The organism is Agarivorans sp., from assembly GCF_050295395.1.
In the GTDB taxonomy this organism is placed as follows: Bacteria; Pseudomonadota; Gammaproteobacteria; order Enterobacterales; family Celerinatantimonadaceae; genus Agarivorans.
In genome coordinates, this window is the sequence record NZ_JBNKPP010000165.1 from 1 (window position 1) to 23,734 (window position 23,734).

General features: G+C 46.5%; 25 protein-coding genes and 1 rRNA gene. 24 read left to right on the top strand and 2 right to left on the bottom strand.

The genetic code is table 11. The annotated features are described in order from the left end of the window. The 3 genes from rrf to ACQY6Q_RS09965 form a co-directional block, all read left to right on the top strand. Positions 1-86, top strand: a 5S ribosomal RNA gene (rrf, locus tag ACQY6Q_RS09955); the annotation flags it as partial. Positions 87-376: 290 nt separating this feature from the next. Continuing rightward, positions 377-1,762, top strand: a complete 1,386-nt coding sequence (locus ACQY6Q_RS09960; RefSeq protein ID WP_427980856.1) for a PhoH family protein — start codon at positions 377-379, stop codon at positions 1,760-1,762. 10 nt (positions 1,763-1,772) lie between these two features. Then, on the top strand, positions 1,773-2,051 hold the full coding sequence (locus tag ACQY6Q_RS09965; RefSeq protein ID WP_055732870.1) for a PilZ domain-containing protein: 279 nt from the start codon (positions 1,773-1,775) through the stop codon (positions 2,049-2,051). Here ACQY6Q_RS09965 and ACQY6Q_RS09970 read toward each other — a convergent pair. Continuing rightward, on the bottom strand, positions 2,035-3,000 hold the full coding sequence (locus ACQY6Q_RS09970) for a hypothetical protein (RefSeq protein WP_427980859.1): 966 nt from the start codon (positions 2,998-3,000) through the stop codon (positions 2,035-2,037). The genes ACQY6Q_RS09965 and ACQY6Q_RS09970 overlap by 17 nt on opposite strands. Before the next feature lie 26 nt (positions 3,001-3,026). Beyond that, the gene (leuA, locus tag ACQY6Q_RS09975; protein WP_427980861.1) at positions 3,027-4,601 is read right to left on the bottom strand and encodes a 2-isopropylmalate synthase; all 1,575 of its coding nucleotides are present in this window, start codon (positions 4,599-4,601) and stop codon (positions 3,027-3,029) included. A 168-nt stretch (positions 4,602-4,769) separates the two neighbouring features. Between leuA and ACQY6Q_RS09980 the strand changes: the two genes are divergently transcribed. The 21 genes from ACQY6Q_RS09980 to ACQY6Q_RS10080 form a co-directional block, all read left to right on the top strand. Next, complete coding sequence (locus ACQY6Q_RS09980) at positions 4,770-5,435, top strand: NAD(P)H-binding protein (protein WP_427980864.1); 666 nt, start codon at positions 4,770-4,772, stop codon at positions 5,433-5,435. A gap of 119 nt (positions 5,436-5,554) precedes the next feature. Beyond that, on the top strand, positions 5,555-6,043 hold the full coding sequence (locus ACQY6Q_RS09985; protein WP_427980866.1) for a phosphatase PAP2 family protein: 489 nt from the start codon (positions 5,555-5,557) through the stop codon (positions 6,041-6,043). An 11-nt stretch (positions 6,044-6,054) separates the two neighbouring features. Continuing rightward, a complete protein-coding gene (locus ACQY6Q_RS09990) occupies positions 6,055-7,161 on the top strand; it encodes an MJ1255/VC2487 family glycosyltransferase (protein ID WP_427980868.1) in 1,107 nt (368 codons plus the stop codon). A 16-nt stretch (positions 7,162-7,177) separates the two neighbouring features. Next, positions 7,178-7,333 carry a hypothetical protein gene (locus tag ACQY6Q_RS09995; RefSeq protein WP_427980871.1) on the top strand — a complete coding sequence of 52 codons (156 nt, stop codon included), beginning with the start codon at positions 7,178-7,180 and terminating at the stop codon, positions 7,331-7,333. 281 nt (positions 7,334-7,614) lie between these two features. Continuing rightward, entirely contained in the window at positions 7,615-9,333 is a 1,719-nt protein-coding gene (locus ACQY6Q_RS10000) for an acetolactate synthase 3 large subunit (RefSeq protein WP_427980873.1), read from the top strand. After that, positions 9,333-9,827, top strand: coding sequence for an acetolactate synthase small subunit (gene ilvN, locus ACQY6Q_RS10005; RefSeq protein WP_055732863.1), 495 nt, complete (start codon positions 9,333-9,335; stop codon positions 9,825-9,827). Before ACQY6Q_RS10000 ends, ilvN begins: the two co-directional genes overlap by 1 nt. 144 nt (positions 9,828-9,971) lie before the next feature. After that, positions 9,972-11,864: an EAL domain-containing protein gene (locus ACQY6Q_RS10010; RefSeq protein WP_427980876.1), complete on the top strand. Its 1,893-nt coding sequence runs from the start codon at positions 9,972-9,974 to the stop codon at positions 11,862-11,864. A gap of 183 nt (positions 11,865-12,047) precedes the next feature. Continuing rightward, a complete protein-coding gene (locus ACQY6Q_RS10015) occupies positions 12,048-12,929 on the top strand; it encodes a hypothetical protein (RefSeq protein WP_427980879.1) in 882 nt (293 codons plus the stop codon). Continuing rightward, positions 12,926-13,531 (top strand): PilN domain-containing protein, encoded by a 606-nt coding sequence (locus tag ACQY6Q_RS10020; RefSeq protein ID WP_427980881.1) that lies wholly within the window; start codon positions 12,926-12,928, stop codon positions 13,529-13,531. The genes ACQY6Q_RS10015 and ACQY6Q_RS10020 overlap by 4 nt, the downstream gene beginning before the upstream one ends. Beyond that, a complete protein-coding gene (gene gspM, locus ACQY6Q_RS10025; protein WP_427980883.1) occupies positions 13,524-14,177 on the top strand; it encodes a type II secretion system protein GspM in 654 nt (217 codons plus the stop codon). Before ACQY6Q_RS10020 ends, gspM begins: the two co-directional genes overlap by 8 nt. Beyond that, positions 14,170-14,499 carry a hypothetical protein gene (locus tag ACQY6Q_RS10030; RefSeq protein WP_427980885.1) on the top strand — a complete coding sequence of 110 codons (330 nt, stop codon included), beginning with the start codon at positions 14,170-14,172 and terminating at the stop codon, positions 14,497-14,499. The genes gspM and ACQY6Q_RS10030 overlap by 8 nt, the downstream gene beginning before the upstream one ends. A gap of 3 nt (positions 14,500-14,502) precedes the next feature. After that, positions 14,503-16,203, top strand: a complete 1,701-nt coding sequence (mshL, locus tag ACQY6Q_RS10035; RefSeq protein ID WP_427980887.1) for a pilus (MSHA type) biogenesis protein MshL — start codon at positions 14,503-14,505, stop codon at positions 16,201-16,203. Positions 16,204-16,214: 11 nt separating this feature from the next. Continuing rightward, positions 16,215-17,120, top strand: a complete 906-nt coding sequence (locus tag ACQY6Q_RS10040; RefSeq protein WP_427980889.1) for an ExeA family protein — start codon at positions 16,215-16,217, stop codon at positions 17,118-17,120. After that, positions 17,117-18,331 (top strand): tetratricopeptide repeat protein, encoded by a 1,215-nt coding sequence (locus ACQY6Q_RS10045; protein ID WP_427980891.1) that lies wholly within the window; start codon positions 17,117-17,119, stop codon positions 18,329-18,331. Before ACQY6Q_RS10040 ends, ACQY6Q_RS10045 begins: the two co-directional genes overlap by 4 nt. Before the next feature lies 1 nt (position 18,332). Then, positions 18,333-20,081 carry a GspE/PulE family protein gene (locus tag ACQY6Q_RS10050; RefSeq protein WP_427980893.1) on the top strand — a complete coding sequence of 583 codons (1,749 nt, stop codon included), beginning with the start codon at positions 18,333-18,335 and terminating at the stop codon, positions 20,079-20,081. Beyond that, complete coding sequence (locus tag ACQY6Q_RS10055; protein ID WP_427980895.1) at positions 20,081-21,310, top strand: type II secretion system F family protein; 1,230 nt, start codon at positions 20,081-20,083, stop codon at positions 21,308-21,310. The genes ACQY6Q_RS10050 and ACQY6Q_RS10055 overlap by 1 nt, the downstream gene beginning before the upstream one ends. Further along, positions 21,311-21,802: a hypothetical protein gene (locus tag ACQY6Q_RS10060; protein ID WP_427980897.1), complete on the top strand. Its 492-nt coding sequence runs from the start codon at positions 21,311-21,313 to the stop codon at positions 21,800-21,802. Positions 21,803-21,827: 25 nt separating this feature from the next. Continuing rightward, entirely contained in the window at positions 21,828-22,478 is a 651-nt protein-coding gene (locus ACQY6Q_RS10065) for a type II secretion system protein (RefSeq protein WP_427980899.1), read from the top strand. A 32-nt stretch (positions 22,479-22,510) separates the two neighbouring features. Then, positions 22,511-22,999, top strand: coding sequence for a prepilin-type N-terminal cleavage/methylation domain-containing protein (locus ACQY6Q_RS10070; RefSeq protein ID WP_427980901.1), 489 nt, complete (start codon positions 22,511-22,513; stop codon positions 22,997-22,999). A 36-nt stretch (positions 23,000-23,035) separates the two neighbouring features. Beyond that, on the top strand, positions 23,036-23,515 hold the full coding sequence (locus tag ACQY6Q_RS10075) for a pilus assembly FimT family protein (RefSeq protein WP_427980903.1): 480 nt from the start codon (positions 23,036-23,038) through the stop codon (positions 23,513-23,515). Next, a partial coding sequence (locus tag ACQY6Q_RS10080; protein ID WP_427980905.1) for a type IV pilus modification PilV family protein occupies positions 23,505-23,734 on the top strand: 230 nt, incomplete at its 3' end. The genes ACQY6Q_RS10075 and ACQY6Q_RS10080, both read left to right, overlap by 11 nt.

Below are 23,734 nucleotides of genomic sequence, written 5' to 3' on the forward strand. Positions count from 1 at the left end.
GATCCCATGCCGAACTCAGAAGTGAAACGCAACTGCGCCGATGATAGTGTGGGGTTTCCCCATGTGAAAGTAGGTCACCGCCAGGCTTCCAATACTAAGCCCTGCTCAATGAGCAGGGCTTTTTTATTGCCTGAAAACCGCCACCAATTAGCCTACTAGGGTTTAGTTTTTAATCATTTCTTTTAATGTTTAGCTACAGAATTAATTGCTTTAACCAAGCGAATTCACTCGGTCAGTTATTTTTGTTTTGCTTAATAAGTGTTCAGTTGCACAGTTTGTTAGTCGGAAAGGTTTGTAAAGGTGATCGGGATAGATTAGCCTGAGATTGAACGTTTGCAGTAATCTCACATCGCCTGTTGGCCTATGGAGGGCAAATATGGAAAATAACGCTCCAAGTAAACTGTTCATTCTCGACACGAATGTGCTATTGCACGAACCCCTCGCTATATATTCCTTCCAAGAACATGATGTTGTTATTCCGATGACGGTACTAGAAGAACTAGATCGCATTAAAGACCGACAGAAAGACGTCAGTCGAGATGCCCGTGTAGCGATTCGCTCTTTGGAAGATGTTTTTGCCTCTGCCAGTCCAGAGCAGATAATAAATGGTGTTGAACTACAAAATGAAACCGATAATCAAGCCCATGGAAAGGTCGCGATTTTTGCGGATCATGCCTTAGAAAAAAAACAGCAGAATTTCACCGCGGACGAACCCGATAACCGTATTATTAATGCGGCGATTTACCTTCAGAAAAAGCACCATCCACGACAGGTGGTGTTGGTTACCAAAGATATTAATATGCGCCTTAAAGCTAAAGGGGCGGGGATGGAGCGGGTTGAAGATTACCGCACCGATCAGCTGATTGACGATATTCGCTTGTTAGCTAAAGGATTTGTAGAGTTTGAAGGCAGTTTTTGGGGAAGAGTTAAGGACTGTGAGAGTAGTGCTGAAGGACGTGATACTCACCATGTAATCGACGCCGAAGTGATTGGCCCGTGCTATGTCAATCAATATCTTATTGATGATACTCAGAGCTTCGCCGCGCGAGTGGTTAATAAGACAGAAGAAAGCGTCGAGTTATTGGATTTGGGTTATGAGCGTTTAATGGCCAAACATGCTTGGGGGGTTCATCCTAAAAACATTTATCAGGGAATGGCCTTCGATGCACTACTTGATCCCAGTATTGATTTGGTTATCCTCACCGGGCCGGCCGGATGTGGTAAAACCTTATTAGCGATGGCTGCTGCTTTGGAGATGGTGGTAGAAAAGGGCATCTATGACAAGATTATTGTGACTCGAAACACTCCAGAAATTGCCGAATCGATAGGCTTTTTACCGGGAACTGAAGAGGAGAAAATGGCTCCTTGGTTAGCGGCGATTACCGATACCCTAGAAGTGCTGCATAAGCATGATGAGTCAATGTCTGGCTCGCTAAACTATATTATGGAAAAGGCGAATATTCAGTTTAAGTCGGTTAACTTTATGCGAGGGCGTAGTATTCAAAATGCCTTGGTATTTTTAGATGAATGCCAAAATTTAACCGCTTCGCAATTAAAAACCATTATTACTCGCTGTGGAGAAGGCACTAAACTAGTCTGTTGTGGTAACTTAGCACAGATTGATAGTAACTATTTATCAGCGGTGACTTCGGGGTTAACCTATATCGTTGAACGATTCAAAGACTTTGATGGTAGTGCAAATGTGTATTTAAACGGTGTAGTAAGAAGCCGTTTAGCGTCATTTGCAGAAGAAAAACTATAGTGAGAACAATATGATTGGAGAAGCGAATAAACGGGCCTTTCATCGCATGCTAATTAATGCTGAGCTAAAGGTTTGGGTTGGTCAGCAAAGCTATTCGGGCCTATGTAAGGATTTAAGTGCAACCGGAATGGGAATTAGCTTAAAAGACGTTAAGCTGGCTATTGGTGACGAGATCGAAGTGGCCTTGAGCGGTGAAGGGGTGGCGCCGTTTAGCGCTAAAGGCAAGGTAGTTCGCTGTGCCGACGCTGGCGACATCGATTATGCGATTGAATTTAGCTCTCTTTCTTAAAAGCCGGTGCTGTCCAGTCCATTCGCTGATAGGTGAACATGCCTGAGCGAATGAATTGGAGGCTGGAAGGCGCCGCTTTGCCTAGTGGATAAAGCGCTGGGCCAGTGGGTTCAGCAACTACCCAATTGGCTCCCATGATGTTTATTGTATGGTCGTTGTTTTGAGCGGGAAGCCGTAATGCCAGTAAAGCATGATTTGGTACATAGACAATGGCCAGTTGCATTCTTGGAAACAGGGTTTTTAATGCACTGGCAATAAGAGTGGTTTTACTATCACAATCCCCAATATTATTCCTTAACACTTGAATCGGTGTGAGATAACCGGCGCCGCGTAGTTGATCTTTAGAGCGCAAGGCGTGGTAAGGAATCGATTGAACAAACCCCAGTAAATAGTTGGTTACGGCTCTCGGATCTGATTGTTTATCTGCCAAAGCTTGCAGGCTGGCATTGAGCCAACTAAACAGGTATTCGGCACTTTCTTTCGCGAAGCGATTATGATCAGGCATAATGCCTAAAACCCCGTCAACGCCTCGATGCTCAACGAAGTAGTGTTGGCTTAGGTAGTCTTGATAATGTTGATCGATTTGCTGGTTTAGCTGTTCCGCTAGTTGCTTGATGAGTTTGGGGTCGTTTCCTTGTAACTGTACACTTAACTCTCCGCGGTTTTGATTTAGCTGAACCCGAGCCTGGCGAGGGTCGATTTGCTTCAACTGGGGTTTTAATTGATTCTGTACATATTGTTGTGCTTGCTCGGGGCGAAATTGAATAAATTTGGTGAGTTTGTGAGGATAATTGAGCAGACTAAACTCAAGGGCTTGCTGGTTACCTTGCTGATCTTGCCATAGATAGCTGTAATGCCCAGCGTAACGTTTAAAGCTGAGTTGCTGGGCTACGCTGGTGAAAGATAGGACGCCGAGGAGAAGCAGTAAACTAAGTAAGTATTTATTCACGCTCAGCCCCGGCAGTCTCACTTGATTTAACTTAGTTTAGACTGTTTTTGCTCGGCAATCTGTTCCGCGCGGTGAATATGATTGAGCACATGCACAAAGGCTTTGGCTGAGGCTTCTACAATGTCGGTGGCTAAGCCCATTCCATGATATTTACGGCCCTGGTAATTCGCTACGATGTCTGCTTTTCCTAGAGCGTCTTTAATATCGGTTTTCTGGGCGGCGCTACTGCCGCCGCCTGCGGCCTCAATGGTGTAGTCGTCAATTTTTATGTCGTAACCGGTAATTTTGCGTAAGCAACGATAGGCCGCATCAATAGGTCCATTACCAGTACACGCATCAAGGATGGTTTGGTCTCCCGCAACTAATTTAACCGTTGCAGTTGATACTACGTCGGAGCCACTTTGTGCACTTAAGTATTCTAAGCGGTAAAATTCTGGTTCATCTTGCAAGTTATTGAAGAATACTAAGGCTTCTAAATCATAATCAAAAACCTGCCCTTTACGGTCTGCTAGCTCTAGGAAGCTGGCGTATAGCTCATCTAGATTAAAGTCATTTTCTGAATAGCCTAACTCTTGCATGCGATGCTTAATCACGTGGCGTCCAGAGCGGGAGGTCAGGTTGAGACTGTTTTTATTTAGTCCGATGCTCTCGGGCGTCATAATCTCGTAGGTATTTTGATTTTTTAACATGCCATCTTGGTGGATCCCAGATGAATGTGAGAAAGCGTTACTCCCCACAATGGCTTTATTGGCTTGAACTGGCATGTTACATAGTTGGCTGACTAATTGGCTGGCACGGTAAATTTCTTGTGATTTAATGTTGGTGCGTAGGCCGCCTAATTGATCTTGGCGAGTATTAATGATCATGGCAACTTCTTCTAGTGAGCAGTTGCCTGCTCGTTCGCCAATGCCATTCAACGTACATTCGATTTGTCGTGCACCTTGCTGTACAGCCGAGATTGAGTTGGCCACCGATAGACCTAAGTCATCATGACAATGGACTGAAATTACCGCTTGGTCGATGTTGGGAACGCGGTTGAATAGGGTATTAATAATGCCGCCAAATTCGCTGGGTACGGTATAACCTACGGTGTCAGGTATGTTAACTGTAGTGGCTCCCGCTTTAATTGCCGCTTCTACCATACGGCACAGGTTATCAATGGGAGTGCGACCGGCATCTTCACAGGAAAACTCTACGTCATCGGTATAATTTCGTGCATGTTTGACGGCATTAACCGCCATCTCTAAAACGTCATCAAAACTACGTTTTAGTTTACTTTCCACATGCACGGTGGAAGTAGAGATAAAAGTGTGAATACGAAAAGCTTCGGCCACCTTCAAGGCTTCTGCTGCGACGTCGATATCTTTGGGGAGTGCGCGTGATAGGGCGCAAACCGTTGAATTTTTTATTTCGCGGGCGATGGTTTGTACTGATTCAAAATCACCGGGTGACGAAATGGGAAAACCCACTTCCATAATGTCTACACCTAGGCGTTCTAAAGCAAAAGCGATTTGTAGTTTTTCTTTTACTGTTAAGCTGGCTGCAAGTGCTTGTTCACCATCGCGTAAGGTAGTATCAAAAATTTTGACTAGGTCAGACATTTATTCATCCTTGTCTATTGTTGCTAGTGTTTGCGGTGTTGCTGTAGAGCATTGTTATTATGGGTACACTGCGCTGAGCAGTGTTAAGTGCTATTTTAGCAAGCTAGAAGTCTACTGGCTAACCTGAAATAGAGCTACTATTTCTGTCGGCTATTCAAGGGGGATGAGTTGAGTAAAATTGCTATTGTGATTGGTGCCACAGGACTGGTTGGCAAAGCCTTGGTGGAGCAACTACTAAAGGAGCCACAATGGCAGCAAGTGCTTAGTTTTAGTCGGCGTTGCTTAGCTTTTGAACATCCTAAGCTAAAGCAGTTCCAAGTTGATTTTAAGCAGATTGAACGCTGGCAGGCGCAGATTAAAGGGCATTGCTTGTTTATTTGTATTGGTAGCACTCTTCATCAAGCGGGTAGCCGTCAGGCCTTGGCGGAAGTCGATCTAAGCCTACCCAGCCGCTTTGCTGGTTTAGCCCGAGCTAATCAGGTCGAAAAATGTGTAGTGGTCTCTTCGTTAATGGCCAACATTGATTCTGTGTCTCATTATTTACGTACTAAAGGAGCCTTGGAACAGGCCTTGCGCGACTTGGCTTTCCAACGTTTAATCATTGTTCGCCCTGGGCCGCTGCTTGGGCAACGTGAGATTCCACGATTTTCAGAGCAAATAGTGGCTGCTTTACAGCCCTTGTTTCAATCGACCTATTCGCCTTTGCGTCATTGGCGAGGGATTGAAGCGAAACGTTTAGCCAAGATCATGTGTTATCTAGCCCACTCCGAGCAAACAGAACCTGTGCTGGTGTTACAGGGTGACGATTTATTTAGACTGGAGAAAAGGCTTTAAGTTAGCCTGCTGCCAGTTAGCGCAGCTACTTTAGTTTTGTCATGATTTTGTCAATTTAGCTTCATTTCTCGGTAAAGCTGCTTGTTCAGTCTGATAACAGGCCGAAGAAGGAGCTCGCTATGTTACAACGAATCAGCCAATGGGATTATGCCGTATCGTCACTCTGCTTAGGGCACCGCTTTAACGCGCAGGTCGCCTCTTGTGCCAGAGTAATTTCACATTCGGCAGATGGCTACTACTATGCCGTATTTGCAGTACTGCTTGCTTATACGCCTTATGCTACCCCGTTTGTTCACTTAGCCGCTCCGGCTTTTGCAGTTGAATTAAGCTGTTACTTAATTTTGAAGCAACTGTTCAGGCGTGACCGCCCCCAATCATTACCGGTTTTTATTCGACCTTCCGACCGTTTCAGCTTCCCTTCTGGCCATAGCGCTGGAGCCTTTGTCATGGCTGCTTGCATTGCTCAAACCTTTCCTACATGGACGGTATTGGCCTTTGTTTGGGCAAGTTTAGTGGCTTGTTCCAGAGTATTGCTGGGAGTGCATTTTATCAGCGATGTATTGGCGGGGGCCGGTTTGGGCTTATTGATTGTTTATGGCATTAATTAGGTAGGCAAATAATGCGAATTCTTTATGGAGTGCAAGGAACTGGTAACGGGCATATTACTCGGGCGCGTCTGTTATGCAGTGCATTACGCCTGCAGGGTATTGAGGTAGATGTATTAATGTCTGGCCGAGCCGGAACCCCGCCCAAAGTACCTGAATTTGGTGACTATCGTAGTCTTAAAGGACTAAGTTTTCTTCACCAGCATGGGCGAATTGACCGTTGGGCTACACTAAAACAGCTATCGCTGGTGAGCTTTGCCAAAGATGTCGCTCAATTAGATTTATCTGGCTACGATTTGTTGATTAATGATTTTGAGCCGGTGAGTGCTTGGGCGGCCAAACGGCAAGGGCTGACTAGTTTGTCAATTTCTCACCAGGCAGCCTTTCTCTACGATATTCCGAGTAAAGACATGGGCCTGTGGAATCGTTTGTTAACTCGTTATTTTGCCCCTTGTGAATATAACTTGGGGGTGCATTGGTGTAGCTTCAATCAGGCCATTATTCCGCCCTTGGTGGCAAACTTAGAGCACTTGTCAAATAATGGCAAAATCTTGGTTTATCTTCCTTTTGAATCATTGGTTCAAGTTTGTCAGTTGTTAGGCCGTTTCACCGGTTACCAATTTATTTGTTATCACCCAGATATTAAACAAGTGCAAAAGCGCGACAATATTCAATTGCAGCCGATTGCCCGGGAAGGGTTTATTGATGATTTAAGTGCTTGTGCGGGAGTATTTTGTAACGCTGGTTTTGAGTTGCCTTCCGAGGCGATGGCGGCGGGTAAAAAACTGTTGGTTAAGCCCTTGTTTGGCCAATTTGAACAGTTGAGTAATGCCTATACCTTACAGAGCCTTGGTTTGGGACAAATCGCTGATAGTTTAGAACCTTATATTTTAGATGCTTGGTTGCAACAGGATAGAAGCGAACCGGTGCATTTTCCGGATGTAGCGAAAATCCTAGCCGAACAGATCAAGAATCAGCAATGGCAAGATCTAACATTATTGGCCAAACAAATGTGGCAACAGGTGAGTTATCCGGCGGTAAGCCAGATGTCGTTGGATAATATGCTCAGCGATTACGGTGAAAATGTTGGATCTTGGGCTAAAATTAAGGTGTTGGGATAACGGCGCTGGAGGTGTTATGCGTTTTACGAATGAAGATGGTGAAGTGATGGAGTTGGCCAATAATATCACCCTGCAAGAGTTATATGATATGGGGGTGAGCATTTCTTTAAGTGAAGACTCTGATCCTGAGCAGCAAGTCTGGTTAACGGAAGAACATGATACTATTAAATAGCATATAGCTTTATGCCGATGCTAGGAGGCCGAATAATAACTTGGTTATTATTCGGCTTTTTGTTTTTATTGCGGTTATAAATATTATCGCTCAGTGAGTGGGATGCTAGCTGTTTATATGATGCGCTGCTTAAAAGCTCAGAAAGAGCAGACAAAAGCATAGACGCTGGGGGGCAAGAAACGTTAAAGTGCTAAGCTTGGAAGAGACGATTTTAGTCCATTTCCTGCAACACAAACTAGTTATCCCCAAAATTACAATAATGAAAGCCTGGAGGCTTGAACATGGAGAAGTTATCCGGCGCCGAAATGGTCGTCCGCTGTTTGCAAGATCAGGGTATTAAACATATTTTTGGTTATCCTGGCGGCTCAGTTTTAGATGTATATGACGCGTTGTTCGACAACAGTGATATTGAGCATATTTTAGTCCGTCATGAGCAGGCTGCCGTTCACATGGCAGACGGCTACGCCCGTGCAACGGGAGAGGTTGGCACAGTATTGGTGACATCTGGCCCGGGTGCCACAAACACCATTACCGGTATTGCGACTGCTTATATGGATTCGATTCCGCTGGTGATTTTATCTGGCCAAGTTGCCACTAGCTTAATCGGTCAAGATGCTTTCCAAGAAACCGACATGATCGGGGTCTCTCGTCCAGTAGTAAAACACAGCTTTTTGGTGAAAAAAGCAGAAGACATTCCTCAAGCTATCAAAAAAGCCTATTACATTGCTGCTAGCGGGCGTCCTGGCCCTGTGGTGATTGATTTGCCTAAAGATGTGCAAAATCCGCTGTTGAAGTTTGATTATGAATATCCCAAGTCGGTCAGTATGCGTTCTTACAATCCAACGCTAACTGGCCATAAAGGACAAATTAAGAAAGCGGTGAAAGTGTTGGCCGAGGCCGAGCGCCCAGTGCTTTATTTAGGTGGTGGTGCGATTACCGCCGCGGCCGGTGAGCAAATTGCTAAGTTGGTTGATTTATTCAACATGCCGGTCACTTCAACCCTAATGGGCTTAGGTGCTTTCCCTTCTACCGACTCGCGCTTTATCGGTATGTTAGGTATGCACGGGACTTATGAAGCCAATATGTCGATGCACAATGCCGATGTGATTTTTGCGGTAGGTGCGCGCTTTGATGACCGGGTAACTAACAATGTGGCTAAGTTCTGTCCTAATGCGACGATTTTGCACATTGATATTGACCCGACATCTATCTCTAAAACAGTACATGCCGACATTCCTATTGTGGGTTCGGTGGATGCCGTTATTGACCAAATGTTGTCATGTATTGCTGAGACTGGTGCTAAAAATGATGCCGATACCATCAAGCAATGGTGGGAACAGGTAGAGCAATGGCGTAGCCGTAACTGTTTAGCTTATGCAAAAAGCGAAACATTGATTAAGCCGCAGCAGGTTATTGAAGCAATGTACAAGGTGACCAAAGGCGAAGCCTATGTGGCTTCGGATGTGGGTCAGCATCAAATGTTTGCAGCACTCTATTATCCCTTTGATAAGCCACGTCGTTGGATTAATTCAGGTGGCTTAGGCACCATGGGTTTTGGTTTTCCGGCGGCAATGGGGGTTAAGTTAGCTTTCCCCGATGCAACGGTCGCCTGTGTTACCGGTGATGGTTCTATTCAAATGAATATTCAAGAACTATCCACTTGTTTGCAGTACAACATTCCGGTGGTGATTGTGTCTTTAAACAACCGTTCTTTGGGCATGGTGAAGCAGTGGCAAAAAATGTTCTACGGTGGACGCCAGTCGCATTCATATATGGATTCGGTGCCTGACTTTGTTAAGTTAGCCGAAGCATACGGCCATGTTGGGATCAAAGTTGATCACCCTGATGAGCTTGAAGCAGCGATGGAAAAGGCCTTCTCGATGAAAGACCGATTGGTGTTTATGGATATCCTGGTGGACCCAGAAGAGCATGTATATCCTATGCAAATTAAGACCGAGTCGATGAAAGATATGTGGTTAAGCAAAACGGAGAGAACATAATGCGCCGAATTATTTCAGTTTTATTAGAAAACGAAGCCGGCGCTTTGTCTCGCGTAACCGGTTTGTTTTCACAACGTGGTTTCAACATTGATTCACTTACCGTGTCTGCCACAGAAGATCCAACTCTGTCTCGTATGACCATTTGTACTTTTGGCAATGACAACACCATTGAGCAAATCACCAAGCAATTGAATAAGTTGGTTGATGTATTGAAGGTGTCTGAGTTAACCGAAGCTGAGCATGTTGAACGTGAAATTATGCTCGTTAAGGTGCGCGCTGCCGGTGCAGCCCGAGAAGAAGTGATGCGGATCAGTGATATTTTTCGCGGTCAAATTGTCGATGTGACGCCTAATTTGTATGTGATGCAGATGAGTGGTGATAGCGCCAAGTTAGATGCGTGCGTTAAGACTTTGTCTCAATCGACAGAAATCTTGGAAGTGGTACGCAGTGGCGTGTGTGGGATGAGTCGCGGAGAGCGAATGCTTCGCCCCTAAAGGCCTATTGTTAAGTAGCAAAAGACCAGCTGCGGCTGGTCTTTTGGGTTTTGTCTCTCATTTTTTTTATAACTGATATACTCTAGCCTAGGCATTGCCAAGGGATGGCAAGCTAACTTGGCTAGATGGTGAGGATCACCCTGCATGAAGTTCTCCAGTAGAATTATTATATTTACCATTAGCTGTGTGGTGATCGCCGTATTGCTAGTGCTACTTGGAGGTGCATTGACTTTTCGCCAGCTGGCTTTTAATCAGCAGCAGCATCAGCTACGTTCAGTGGTAGAAGTTCTCGATAATCAGCTAAGTGTTCAACCCGATACCCCCGAATTTGCTCAATGGTTACCAAACTGGTTACGCGCTCACAACATCCAAGTGTTAGAAGTAGCCAACCGAGGCGGGGTGATTTATACCTTTCGAGAGTTAAGCTACACCGGTAGCAGCCAAAATTTAGTTGCCTATCGTTATCATTTACAGGCGCATCCAGAATTTTACGTAAAAATATGGGTAGAACGCCCCTTTAAGCGCCTTACCTATGAACCGGAAGCCATGCTTGGCATTGGCGGTGGTTTACTCATTGTGGCGCTAGGCCTGATCGTGGTATTTCGTTGGCTTAAGCAAATGATGCATGGCGCAGAGCTATTACAAACCCGTGGTAATCAAATTATCGCGGGGCGGCTGCGCGATATGCGAGAAGGCAACCCAAAAGAATGGCCAAATGCTGCCAGTAAAGCCTTGGAGTTGCTGATCGACGAACTTATTGAAGCCCGCCAAGAGCGCAGTCGCTTCGATTGTATTATTCGCAATAATGCTTTTGTTGATGAACTGACCCAGCTCTCTAACCGCACCCATTTTTTGAACCAATTAGAAGCAGAAATTAGTGATGCCGATGCTCACACAGGGGCGGTACTGTTAATTTATTTACGTGGCATGGACGATGTGAATTATCAATATGCCCGTAGTGAAGGTGATGCCATTTTGCAGCAAAGTGCGGAGGTATTGAAGCAATATACTCGGCGTAACATCGAAGTAAATTTGGCTCGTTATAGTGGTGATTCATTTGCCCTACTAATGCCTCTGTCGACTTTGGATGAGGCCGAAGATACTGCTGCCGGAGTCTTGAAGTTATTGGAGAGGATAAACTTACCAGAAGTGGCTGAGGCCGATGACTTTTTCTATATTGGTATTGCCGGATACCAATATGGCGATGACGCTCAGTTGGTGATAGAACAGGCCGAGGATGCATTGCGCATCGCTCAAATCCAGCGCCACAACGGCTGGTACGTGATCCCTCGTGAGTTAAATTCAAGCCAAACCGGCAAAGGTTCGGTGCGCTGGCGTACTTTACTGCAACACGTATTGGTGAATAACTCTCTTCATTACTATCAACAGGACGTATTTGATGAGCACGGCCGGGTTTGTTACAAAGAAATGCTGGCTCGTATCACCGACTATCAAGGGGAAGTGATTAACGCCGGGGTGTTTCTACCGTGGGCGGAGAAAAGCGGTTTATTAGTGGACTTCGACCGGCATGCATTGGCCTTCGCGATGAAGCAAGTTAAGTATTCTCGCCAGTCAATCAGCGTTAACTTGAATATTGCTACGGTACTTAAGCAGTCGGTAATGCGCGAGTTATTGCAGTGGGTATTCTCGGTGCCTTATAAAGAGTGTCAAAAGCTGGTATTAGAGTTTCATGAAACCCAGCTCTCCCAGTTAAATGATACTGAAATGATGCGTTTAAAGGCCCTGAATAAAAAGGGCATTAAGTTAGCGGTGGAGCGGGCCGGACAGCGGGTGGTGAGCACCCAGTATATTAGTGAACTGAAACTAGAGTACTTGAAATTACACCCAAGCCTAGTGCGTGATATTCAGCTGCGCCAAGTGAATCAGTTAGCCGTTAGCTCGATGCTCGCCAGTTGTGCGGGTAGGGTTAAAGTCGTGGCGCTGGGTGTAGAACGCAACGAAGAGTGGCGAGTATTACAGCGTTTAGGCGTGCATTATGCCCAAGGTTTTTTGTTTAGTAAGCCAGAACCCTTTTAGTTGAGCAAAATCATAGTCATTTTGTCCTACAAAAGTAGATAATGGTACTGTTTATCGGCAACGCTTCAGGATGACTTTTTTATCTTGAGAGTAAGCACAGAATTCTTGCTTAATGCTTTAAAAACTAAACGAAAAGTTTAGACTACTAATCTTCAATGACTTAAATATTACTAAAGGACGAGGATGAGCTTAGCGTTTTGGCGCCGAAATACCGCAACAAGCCGTTGTTGCGCTTACCTACAGCCCGAAGTGTTGGTGGTTGCCAATTCTCAGCAGCAAATTTTTGAACTTGCATTAACGTCTGCCGAACAGTGGAGCAAGGCTTTCGCCTCTTTGAGTCAACAGGCGAAGCTGGGTAGTGATCAACAAATCGTGTTTATTTTGGGTAAACAGTACTACCAGCAGTTTCAAGTGGATAAACCACAAGTCGCTAACGAAGAACTTCAGGGGGCGGTGCCATGGACGATTAAAGACATGGTGACTGAGCCGCTAAGTGATTTAGCCATTGATTATTATGCCGCGCCTAGCAATCCCATGGCGGGTGAGAAGCTCACTGTGGTGTGCGTGCGTAAGAGTATTATTCAGCAGTTGGTGACATTGGCGCAACAACATGACATCACTATTGAAGGTATTACCATTGAGAGCCTCGCCGTGGTTAACTTTATGGAGCAGAGCGAGCGCTGCCAGATGCTGCTTTGGCAAGCCAAGGGAGGCGATCTTGAGTTAATTGTCGCTCGTCAAGGTCAAGTTTGTTTTAGTCGGCAGTTACGCGCCTTTTCTGCTTTAGGCAAAATGCAAGAAATTGAGTTTACGCAGAACTTTTTCGATAGTTTAAGTTTGGAGTTACAACGTTCGATTGACTACATCAGTGCGACCTTAAAACTACCCGAAGTGAGTGCAATTCAGTTGGCTATTCCTAGCCGGTTTTGCGATACCATCGCTCAGCAATTACAGCAAAATTTAAGCCCCAAGGTGGGCTTGTTAGAAGTGCCGCTACTAGACTCTAGCGAACAGTATTATCAGTTGCCCGCGTTGGCCGGTTTGCAGCCGGGAGTACTGTCGTGAAAATTCGGATTAATCTTTATACCGATGAATTTCGTCCTCAGCCTGAACGGGTCTCGTTACGCCAGGCGGTGTTAGCGTGGTTGCTGGTGGGCTTATTGGCGGTTGCCGCCATTTTTTGGCAACAAGGTCATACGGCCGCCTTGCAGCAGCAAGCGGGAGCGCAAAAACAACGGCTGGCTCAGCAACAGCAACAGCTTGAGCAGATGAAAAAGGCCATCGAGCAGCGGGTTGTGAATGCGAGTTTGCAGCGTCAAGTGGAGCAAGCCGAGCAGCTGTTAAGTATGAAACGATTGTTGTTGCAGCGTTTACAAGGACAGGCCTATACCAACAAGGGTTTTGCTTCTTTCTTTTCATCTCTGGCTGCTATAGAAGATCAACAAGTGTGGTTGCAGCATATCCATATTGATGATGGCGTTCTGGCTTTGGCCGGGCGCGCAACCAGCAGTGATGCCGTGCCTAAGTGGTTGAATCAATTTAAACATTATCCTCCTTTAGCGAGGCAGCAATTTTCAGGTTTGAAGTTGTTTCGTGATGAGCAGCAGCGTCTGTATTTTAGTTTGAGTGGTTCAACAGAGGCCGAGGCTGGAGGCTTAAATGACTGAGCATTGGCAACATTGGCAAAGCGTTTTCTCTGAACTGAGCTTACGTGAACGGGTTCTGATACTGTTAACCGGAGTCGTGTTAATCGCTTTACCTACTTATTATTTGCTGCTCGAGCCTAGCATGCTGAAGCAGCAACAGGCGGAACGGGAATTAAGTCAAGCTAACATCGCCTTAAGAGAAACCCAGCAGTTAATCGAGCTTAGCGAGCTAAAGCTTCGTCAGGACCCGAATCAAGCGATAGCTCGGCAGTTAAGCCAGTTGCAGTCTCAGTTGTCGCAGATTGACAGTGAGCTGGCCGCGCAAAATGCTGGGCTGATTTCAGTATCTCAAATGGCTGGGGTACTAGAGCGTTTATTAGCGAAATCTGAGGGCTTACAGCTATTGGCTATGGAATCTCTGCCACCACAAGCGGTGTTAAGTACTGAGGAGCAGGGGGCTGAAAGTGTAAACTTTTACCGCCATGGTATTCGTTTAAGCCTTAGTGGCGGTTATTTTGCGCTACTTGATTATTTACAAAAGGTTGAGGCTTTACCACAGCGGTTTTTATGGCAGTTGATGGATTATCAAGTACTTGAATACCCAGCTACCGAGATTACCATCGAGATTTACACCCTGAGTTCTAACAAGGATTTTATCAGTGGTTAAGCAGCTAATCATATTCTGTTTTGTTGTGGTTTTGGGCTTGCCTGTGCTGGCGCAAACAGATCCCACAGCTCCGCCAGCGGAGCAACGTAGTGTAAATAAAAAGTCGACAGCGGTTTTACCCAGTTTGCAGGCGGTAATTCAAGATGGACAACAAAGCGGGGCGATACTGAACCAACAGTTTGTCGCTTTAAAAGAGAGCGTTTCCGGTTATACCTTAACTCGAGTAGGGCATGATCATGTCGTGTTAGCACGCGCCGGGAAACATTATAAGATTCAATTGGACAAGGTTTCGGTGAAGCAGCTCACCGGGCAGGGGCAGTAATTCATGTATATCAAAGGGATGTTAATTGGCGCTGGTGTGATATTGCTGGGAGCCTGTCAAACCACCTCAAGACCCGAGCCAACTGAAGCAAAACAGGCGATTAATCAAGCTCAGCAAAGTAGTGTTAAACCCTTAACGCTGGCTCAGCTTCCGCCAGAGGTGAGTGCGGAGTTAATGCCAGAGTTAGCGTTAGCCGAACATACTTTGTTGCCAGTGGAACACCGTTTTGATGTGAACGCCCGTGATGTGGATGCGCGCGCGTTTTTCCCTGCCTTAGTCAAAGGATCGCCGCTAAGCGTGGCTTTACACCCAGGAGTGGAAGGTAAGATCTCACTCCAATTGAAAGAAGTGAGCTTAAAGGAAGTATTGGATGTGGTCGCCGATATGTACGGTTACGACATCAAACGCAATGGCAAGGTATTGCATATTTACCCAGCCGGTATGCGAATAGAGACGATTCCCTTAAATTACTTAATGTTAGAGCGGTATGGTTATACTCGCACTCGAATTAATTCTGGTGGTATTACTTCCAACGAAAACGACAATAACAATAGCTCCGATAGCTCTTATTCAAACAATAATTCGAATCGCTCGACAAATTCATCTTCGAGTAACAGCAATAGCTCGAATCGTAGCGATAGCTTTAACGGCACTAAGATTGAGTCTTCTACCGAGACGCGTTTTTGGTTTGAGTTAGAGGAAACCCTGCGTGGCATGATTGGCATTAATATGCGTCGCGACGCGGGTAATGATAGCTCTTACGCTCAGGATGGTCGAATGGTGGTGGTGAGTCCTCAAGCGGGTCTTGTTACTATTCGCGCTTATCCTGACGAAATTCGAATGATTAAATCTTTTCTGACTCAGTCAGAGCAGCACTTGCAACGCCAAGTTATTTTAGAAGCAAAGATTATTGAAGTGACCTTGAGTGATGGTTATCAGCAGGGTATTGATTGGACCAACGCGGGTGATTTGTTTGGTTCGACAGAGGTGTTGTTTAACAGTGTTTCTCAATTACCGGGCAATGCGATAAGCAATTTACTTGGTGGTGGTGGCGCCTTAACTATTACCGAGGGTAATTTCCAATCGGTGGTGAAGTTATTGCAAACTCAGGGCGATGTGAATGTTCTATCGAGTCCTCGTATTACCGCGTCGAACAATCAAAAAGCGGTCATTAAAGTGGGCACCGACGAGTACTTTGTTACCGATGTTTCCAGCACCACCATTACCGGTACTAATCCGGTGACCAACCCTAGCGTCGAACTAACGCCGTTCTTTTCTGGGGTGGCCTTGGACGTGACGCCACAAATTGATGACGCTGGCCAAGTATTATTACACGTACACCCATCAGTAACCGAAGTAACAGAGCAACGCAAGGTGATATCTTTTGGCAGCGCAAGCGATACCCTAGATTTGCCTTTAGCCCAAAGTGATATTCGCGAAACCGATACGGTAATTAAGGCTAATTCAGGTGACGTAGTAGTGATTGGTGGCTTAATGAGCTCTAAGCAGCAAGAAGTGGTATCTAAGGTGCCTTTTGTTGGCGCTATTCCCGGCTTAGGAGAGCTTTTTACCAACCGCGTGACCTCCACTCAGAAAACCGAGTTAGTGATTTTAATTCAGCCTACGGTGGTGGCGCATAATACTTGGGAGAACGAACTGAAAAAGTCCCAAGAGCTGCTTAATACTTGGTATCCAGAACAATAGGTGGTCGTTCGGTGGCAGTTTATTTGCAACACTTTGGGCTCTCACAAGCGCCTTTCAGTCTAACTCCTAATACCGGTTTATATCAGGCCTTATTGCCACACGATGAGGCCATACAGGTATTGCAAACCGCTTTGCAATCGGGGGAGGGCTTTATCAAGGTTAGCGGTGAAGTGGGCACCGGAAAAACCCTACTGTGCCGTAAGCTGCTTAATGAAATGGCCGAGCAGTATCAGTTTGCCTACCTGCCTAACCCCTGTCTGTCGGCCCAGCAGATCCATGCAGCGTTAGCCTCTGAGCTAGGGCTGAGCGTTGAAGAAGGCAGCTCAGCACATACCTTATTGGAACAAATTAACCGGCGCTTAATTGAGTTTGCCAGTCAGCAGCGCCCAGTAGTGCTGTTAATTGACGAGGCTCAGGCCTTGAGTGATGAAGCCTTAGAAGTCGTGCGTTTGTTGGGCAATTTAGAAACCGAGCAACGTAAATTATTGCATGTGGTGTTGTTTGCCCAGCCGGAATTAGATCAGCGCTTGGCTAGCCAACAGTTGCGTCAATTGCGCCAGCGCATCACCTTTTCCTATCAACTGCGCGCTTTAGAAAAACAGGAAGTCGCCAGCTATATTCAGCATCGCCTCCATTTAAGTGGTTACCGTGGCGGGCCGTTATTTAATGCAGCATCGCTTACATTATTAACTAAAGCCAGCCGCGGCATCCCTCGCTTGATTAACATTTTAAGCCATAAGGTGTTGATGCTGTGTTATGGACAAGGTGCCAGCCAAATCACGGTGAAAATGGTGAAGCAAGCGATCATCGATACTGAAGACGCGGTGATGCCTAAATCCAAGTCGACTTACTTGTTTGGCTTGCTGCTCGGCTTGCTAGCGCTGGCCATGGGGATTTACTGGAGTCAGCAGCAATGAGTGTGATTAATCAAATGCTGAAAGACTTAGACAAGCGTCAGCAGCATAATGCTCAAGCCATGTCTCCCTTGGTGGAAGATAACGGGCGTAGCTTTAGATTCTACCTGTTAATTGTTTTTGCGTTGCTGGTATTGGTTTTTTCGGCTTGGTTCGCGCTGCGTTATTTTGATGATTTCGAGTCGGACAATCAGGTTGAAGTGCTTAATGAAGCCGCCACGACTAATAGTGGCTCCAGTGCGCAAGCCACTAGCTTAGAGCAAACTCAAGCCCTACAAGCGGTAGCACAGGCGATAGATGTAGAGGTGAGCCCGCCGCAAAATAGTCAGCCTAGTGAGACGCCTCCAGCGCAGCCGCAAACGCAATCACTACAGCCTAGTACAGCAGCAAATTTGCCGCAGGCAAACATGGTAGCCCCCTCTGAGCAGGTTAGCAGCGAGGCGCAAGAAACGGCTCTCCCAGAAGCTGTCGCTGAGTCAATAGAGCCGCCGCAAACACCTGCTAAGGTTGTTGCTCAAAGCGACACTAAGATCTCCACGGTTGAAGAGAAACCTCCTGTGGCAGCTCCTGAGACCGAACAGCCTTTGGCTAATCCGCCAATTGCTGAAGGTGAGTTACAAATTAAGCCTTTAGAATTGAGCGTAGAGCAGCGGGTCGCGATGTATAAACGGCGCGGTTTTCAGGCGCTAGAACAAAATCAGCCGAGCCAGGCAAGAGTGGAATTTAGCAAAGCGTTGCAGTTAGAACATAGCGCGCACGAAGTGAGGGAGCAATTGGCGGCGCTAGTGTATGCCAGCGGCGATCTTCCCAGAGCGGTCAATTTGTTAGAAGAAGGTCTGCAGCTACAGCCTCTGCGCAGTACATTTCGTTTGATGTTGGCTAGAATTTTTGTGCAACAACAACAACTGACTCAGGCGTTGGCTTACCTAGAAGGCGCTAGTCCAGAGATTGCCGGACATGTCGACTACTACGCAATGCAAGCGGGCTTGGCGCAGCGTCTTGATAGACAACAATTGGCCTTAGTTAGCTACCAACGCTTATTGCGTTACGAGCCTAGGCGAGCACGCTGGTGGTTGGGTTACGCCATCGCCAACGACAAATTAGCAAATTATGCTGAAGCCTTGAGTGCTTATCGCCAAGCTCAGTTGGTGGGGCAGTTATCGGCCAACTCCAGTGAGTTTGTCGTCTCACGAATTAAACAGTTGGAGCAATAACATGGCACAACCTAAATTACGGATGCGCTTAGGAGACTTGCTGGTTAATGAGCAAGTGATTAGCGAAGCCGAGCTAATGAGTGCTCTAGCGCAACAAAAACAAACCGGCCGTAAACTAGGCGCTACCTTAATTGAATTAGGGGTGATTGCCGAGGTTCAATTACTCGAATTTTTGGCCCGCCAATTAGGCATTCCTTTTGTTGATTTGGCCAAAGTGGCCATTGATGCCAATGCCGTGGTCATGCTGGGCGAGGTGCACGCTCGTCGGCTTAGGGCGCTGGTTATTCATAAGGATGGCGAGGTACTAACTGTTGCCCTTTCCGATCCCGCCGACTTATCTGCCATCGATACCCTAGCCGGACTATTAGCGCCACATCAACTTAAATATGTGGTAGCGCGTGAGTCACAGGTATTAGAAGCCTTTGACCGTTTTTATCGCCGCACTCGCGAAATTGAAGGTTTCGCTCAAGAGTTGAAAGAAGAGTACGCCGGTAGCGAAGAGTTTGATATTGGCTTGGCTACTTCTGCCGATGAAAGTAACGAAACCACGGTGGTTAAGTTACTACAGTCTTTATTTGAAGACGCGGTGCAGGTGGGGGCATCGGATATTCATATCGAGCCCGATGAGAAGGTATTGCGGATCCGCCAGCGGGTGGACGGTGTATTACAAGAAAGTGTACTAAACGAGGTACAAATTGCCTCTGCCTTGGTGCTGCGGCTAAAGCTGATGGCTGGTTTAGATATTTCAGAGAAACGCTTACCTCAGGACGGACGCTTTAACATTAAAGTGCGTGGTCACTCGATTGATGTGCGCCTATCGACGATGCCGATTCAGGCTGGGGAGTCGGTGGTGATGCGTTTGTTGGACCAATCTGCCGGGATCTTATCTTTAGAACAAACGGGTATGCCGGCCGATATTATGGAACGTTATCGTCGCCAGCTGCATCGCCCACATGGCATGATAGTCGTCACCGGCCCTACTGGTAGCGGTAAAACCACCACCTTATACGGTTCATTAAGCGAACTTAACCAGCCTGAGTCGAAAATCATTACGGTGGAAGATCCGGTTGAATATCGCTTGCCTAGGATTAATCAGGTACAGGTGAATAGTAAAATTGGCCTGACTTTCTCCAGTGTTTTGCGTACTACCTTACGTCAAGACCCCGATATTTTACTGGTGGGGGAGATGCGCGACCAAGAGACCGTAGAAATTGGTCTAAGGGGCGCCTTAACCGGACACCTGGTATTAACCACCCTACATACTAACGATGCGATAACCAGTGCGTTGCGTTTGATCGATATGGGGGCGGCGGGGTACTTGGTAGCGAGTTCGCTACGCGCGATTATCGCCCAGCGTTTGGTAAGACGCTTATGTGAAAACTGTAAGCAGCCACATGAGTTTTCGCTAGAGGAAAAAATGTGGTTAGAGCATGTTAGCCGCGAGGATCTAAGCCAGCATATTTTTTATAAAGGTAAGGGCTGTCAAAGCTGTAACTATACTGGATACAAGGGACGTATTGGGGTATTTGAGATGCTGGAGCTCAATGAAGCAATGATGGAAAGCTTAAGACGCAATGATCCAGATGAGTTTTCAAAAGTGGCTAAGGCCTCTAAGCATTACCGGCCCTTGGCACTAGCGGCGCTCGATTACGCTAAACAAGGGGTGACGGCGATTGAAGAAGTATTGCGTTTAGTTGAAGAGGTTGACCTTTATGGTACTAGCGCTAGCAGCTCGGAAGCGTCTGTCTAATGGCTGTGTTTCGCTATCAAGTCCGAGATGGCAATGGCCGTTTAGTCAGCGGTGACATTGAAGCAGCTACGGTTAACGCTGCGGCAGAAAACTTGTTACGGCGCGGTTTAACCCCGATTAAAATTAGCGAAGCCAAGTCGGGCAATGCCGGGCTAGGCTCGTTTGATGTCAGCCAATTATGGCAAGGAAAAATTAAACTCGATGAGCTAGTGGTGTTTACTCGTCAAATGTACTCGCTGACCAAAGCGGGGATCCCCATCATGCGAGCCATTAACGGTTTAGCCGAATCGGCGCATAGCAAATTGTTACAACGCGCTTTAACTGGCGTATCCGAGGCTTTAGGCAGTGGACGAACGCTATCTACGGCCATGTCTGATTATCCCAAAGTATTCTCTCAGTTATTTGTCAGTATTGTGCATGTGGGTGAAAACACTGGTCGTCTTGAACAAGCTTTTTTACAGTTGTCTCAATATCTTGAACTGGAAATGGATACCCGTAAGCGAATTAAAACAGCGATGCGTTATCCCACTTTTGTGATGATTGCGATAGTAGTGGCGATGGTGATTTTGAACATACTGGTGATCCCTCAGTTTGCTGAGATTTTTGGTCGCTTCAATGTTGAATTGCCTTTGGCAACCCGTATTTTAATAGGTACGTCTTACTTTTTTGTTCATTATTGGCCCTTGTTATTGCTTATGCTTATTGCCGCTATAGTGGCCGTTCGCTGGTATTTGGCTACGCCTAAAGGGCGCTTGTTATGGGATAAAACCCGCTTGCGTTTGCCAATAGTAGGCTCGGTAATTGAACGCTCCTTGCTGGCGCGTTTCTCTCGTAGTTTTTCTATGATGGTGGCCGCCGGTGTGCCATTAAACCAAGCACTATCGCTGGTGGCCGGGGCGGTTGACAATGCCTTTATGGCACAGCGCATCGTTGAGATGCGTCGTGGTATCGAGCGAGGTGAGAGCCTGCTACGCAATGCGGTGGCCAGTGAGTTGTTTACTCCCTTGGTATTGCAGATGATCTCTGTTGGTGAAGAAACCGGTCAAGTCGATGAGTTATTGAATGAAGCGGCCGAATTTTATGAGCGCGAAGTGGATTACGACCTGAAAAGTTTAACGGCGCGAATTGAGCCTATTTTGATCGCGGTGGTCGCCATCATGGTATTGATCCTCGCCTTAGGTATCTTCACCCCAATGTGGGATATGATGCGCGCGGTGAGGGGGTCTTAGTTGAACCAACGCAAGCTGTTGGATGACAACCGTAAGCGCTTTGTTCAGCTTGTGAGCTTTAGCATAGTTTTACTGCTTATCTTATTGCTTTTAAGAAGCTTTATTAGGACAATTGATCAAGCAGAACAACAGCTTGTAGAAGATTACCAGCAAATTTGGGTAAGTCGCTTAGCGCAAGTACATGGTTTATGGTTGGCGCGTTTTAGACCAACGCAGCTAACTCTTAATTTTTGGCAAGGAACTGACAGTAGCGAAGGGACTGGCTCCATCCACAGTATTACCTTACAAATGAATCAAGCGGGCTGGCCTAAAGTCAACTCAAGTCAAGATTGCTTGTTATTGTGGCGTGATATTATGGGCTTAGATTGGCAACAGCAACCCTCCGCCGCTTTGGCAGAGTATGCGCAGCAAGAGTGCCAATTTACCTTCAAACAATCGCTGGTGCTGGTTTATCAAGCTCAGCAAGGGCAAGTATTATTGCAAGGGCTGTAAGGCTTAGAAAGGAGTATGCAAAAAAGTGAAAGATATTTCTTCTACAGCGCCTAACGCGCATCAACATTCAGGATTCTCGTTAATTGAATTGGTTATCGTGATCGTGGTGTTGGGGATTCTAGCTGTTACTGCATTGCCGCGTTTCCTTGATGTGACCGATGAAGCCAAAGTCGCTAGCCTAGAAGGTGTAGCTGGTGGCTTTGCTACCGGCGTATCTTTAGCTCGCGCTCAATGGGAGGCGGAAGGGCGCCCCAGTGAAAACGGTAAAAATTCCGTTATTTATGATACGCAAAAAGTGTATTTAACTACGCCTAGCGCGGCTCAATTAGCCAATGGCAGCGTGGCACCGGGCTACCCCATGAGCAGTGATGATGAAAGTGTCGACCCCGCGAGTTTAACCGCAGACAAATGCCTTAAAGTGTGGGACGCTATTTTACAAAATCCGGCACGTGCCAGTGCTAACTTTTCAGAGGTTAGCTCTCAAGGGGACTACTACAAATATTACGCCACCGTTAGCGGCAGCGCCGAGGCGACTCGCTGCGTATTTTATCAAGTGAGCGCTTTAGCTAGGAATAGTGATGGCTCTTATCTTAACCCCGGTAGTGGCGAAAATACCTACAACAACTTTAGCTATCAACCCGCCTCTGGGCGAGTATTTACCAATATTCCTAATTAACCGTATCAATAGTAATTTCTAAGGAAATAGTAATGAAAGTAACAAAACAACAAGGTTTTACTCTGATTGAGTTGGTGATTGTGATCATCATCTTAGGCATTTTGGCGGTAACTGCTGCGCCTAAGTTTTTGAATCTATCTAATGATGCGCGGACATCGACGGTTTCAGGCCTTGAAGGCGCGTTGCGTGGCGGCATTAATATTGTTTTTAGCCGTGCGGCGATTGATGGTGTAGAAGCCGAGGGCGATGATACCATTCAAATCGGTGGCGGGGATGTTGCTACGGTATTTGGCTATCCCGCTGAAGTAGCGTTAACCACCGAAGCTCAACGTAATCGTTGGATTGATTTACCTGCTGCCAATTGGACCTTTACCGGGACAGCTCCGGTGGTGATTACCCCTGCTGGTTTCACTGAGCCAAATAGTGCGGCAACTGATGCTGATAAATGCCGTGTAGAATACACTGAGTCTGCGGCTAATGGCGCAACGCCTGTGATTACCGCTTTCACTGGCGGCTGTTAATGAGTCAGGGGCTGGCTTAGGCCGGCCCTACTGATTTTGCCCCAGTTGTATACCCCGCCGAGTTCTCGTTTCTGCACTACCGGCTTCACTCTGGTTGAACTGGTGATTACCCTCATCCTTATCGCCATTCTGGCAGTGACGGCGGCTCCTAAGTTTTTTCGTGGCGGCTTTGCTGAAGCTAGCCTACAAGCCCAGCTGTTAAGCCGTTTGCAATTGGTGCAAACTCAGGCGATGAATCATTATCAAGATTGCTTTTTCTTGGCGATTGAAACAAACCGTTATTATTCTGGGCGGGTAGATTCCGCTAATACCTGTATCAGTGCGGCAGATCTTCTAGAGCCGATTGTTTTTAGTGATATTCAAGTGAGCCAAGGTCGGGTCTTTTTCGATGGTTTGGGCCGAGTGCGTTTGGCTGATTCCAGTTTATGCAGTGCCTTTCCCTGTGTGATTAATTTGGCGGGACAGGAGAGCAGGCAAATAATCATCGAAAGTGAGGGTTATATTCATGCGCCCTAGAGTTGCCGCTGGTTTTACTTTAATCGAACTGATTGTTGGCATTGTGGTGATGGCGATTGCCTTGGTGGTGATTAGCTCCTTTTTAGTACCCCAAGCGCGGCGAAGCATAGAGCCTGTTTATCAGTTTCGCGCGGCCGAGCTCGGTTCGAGTTTGATGAATGAGATTTTGTCTAAGTCCTTTGATGAGCAGTCTGATCATACCGGAGGGGGCTTATGGCG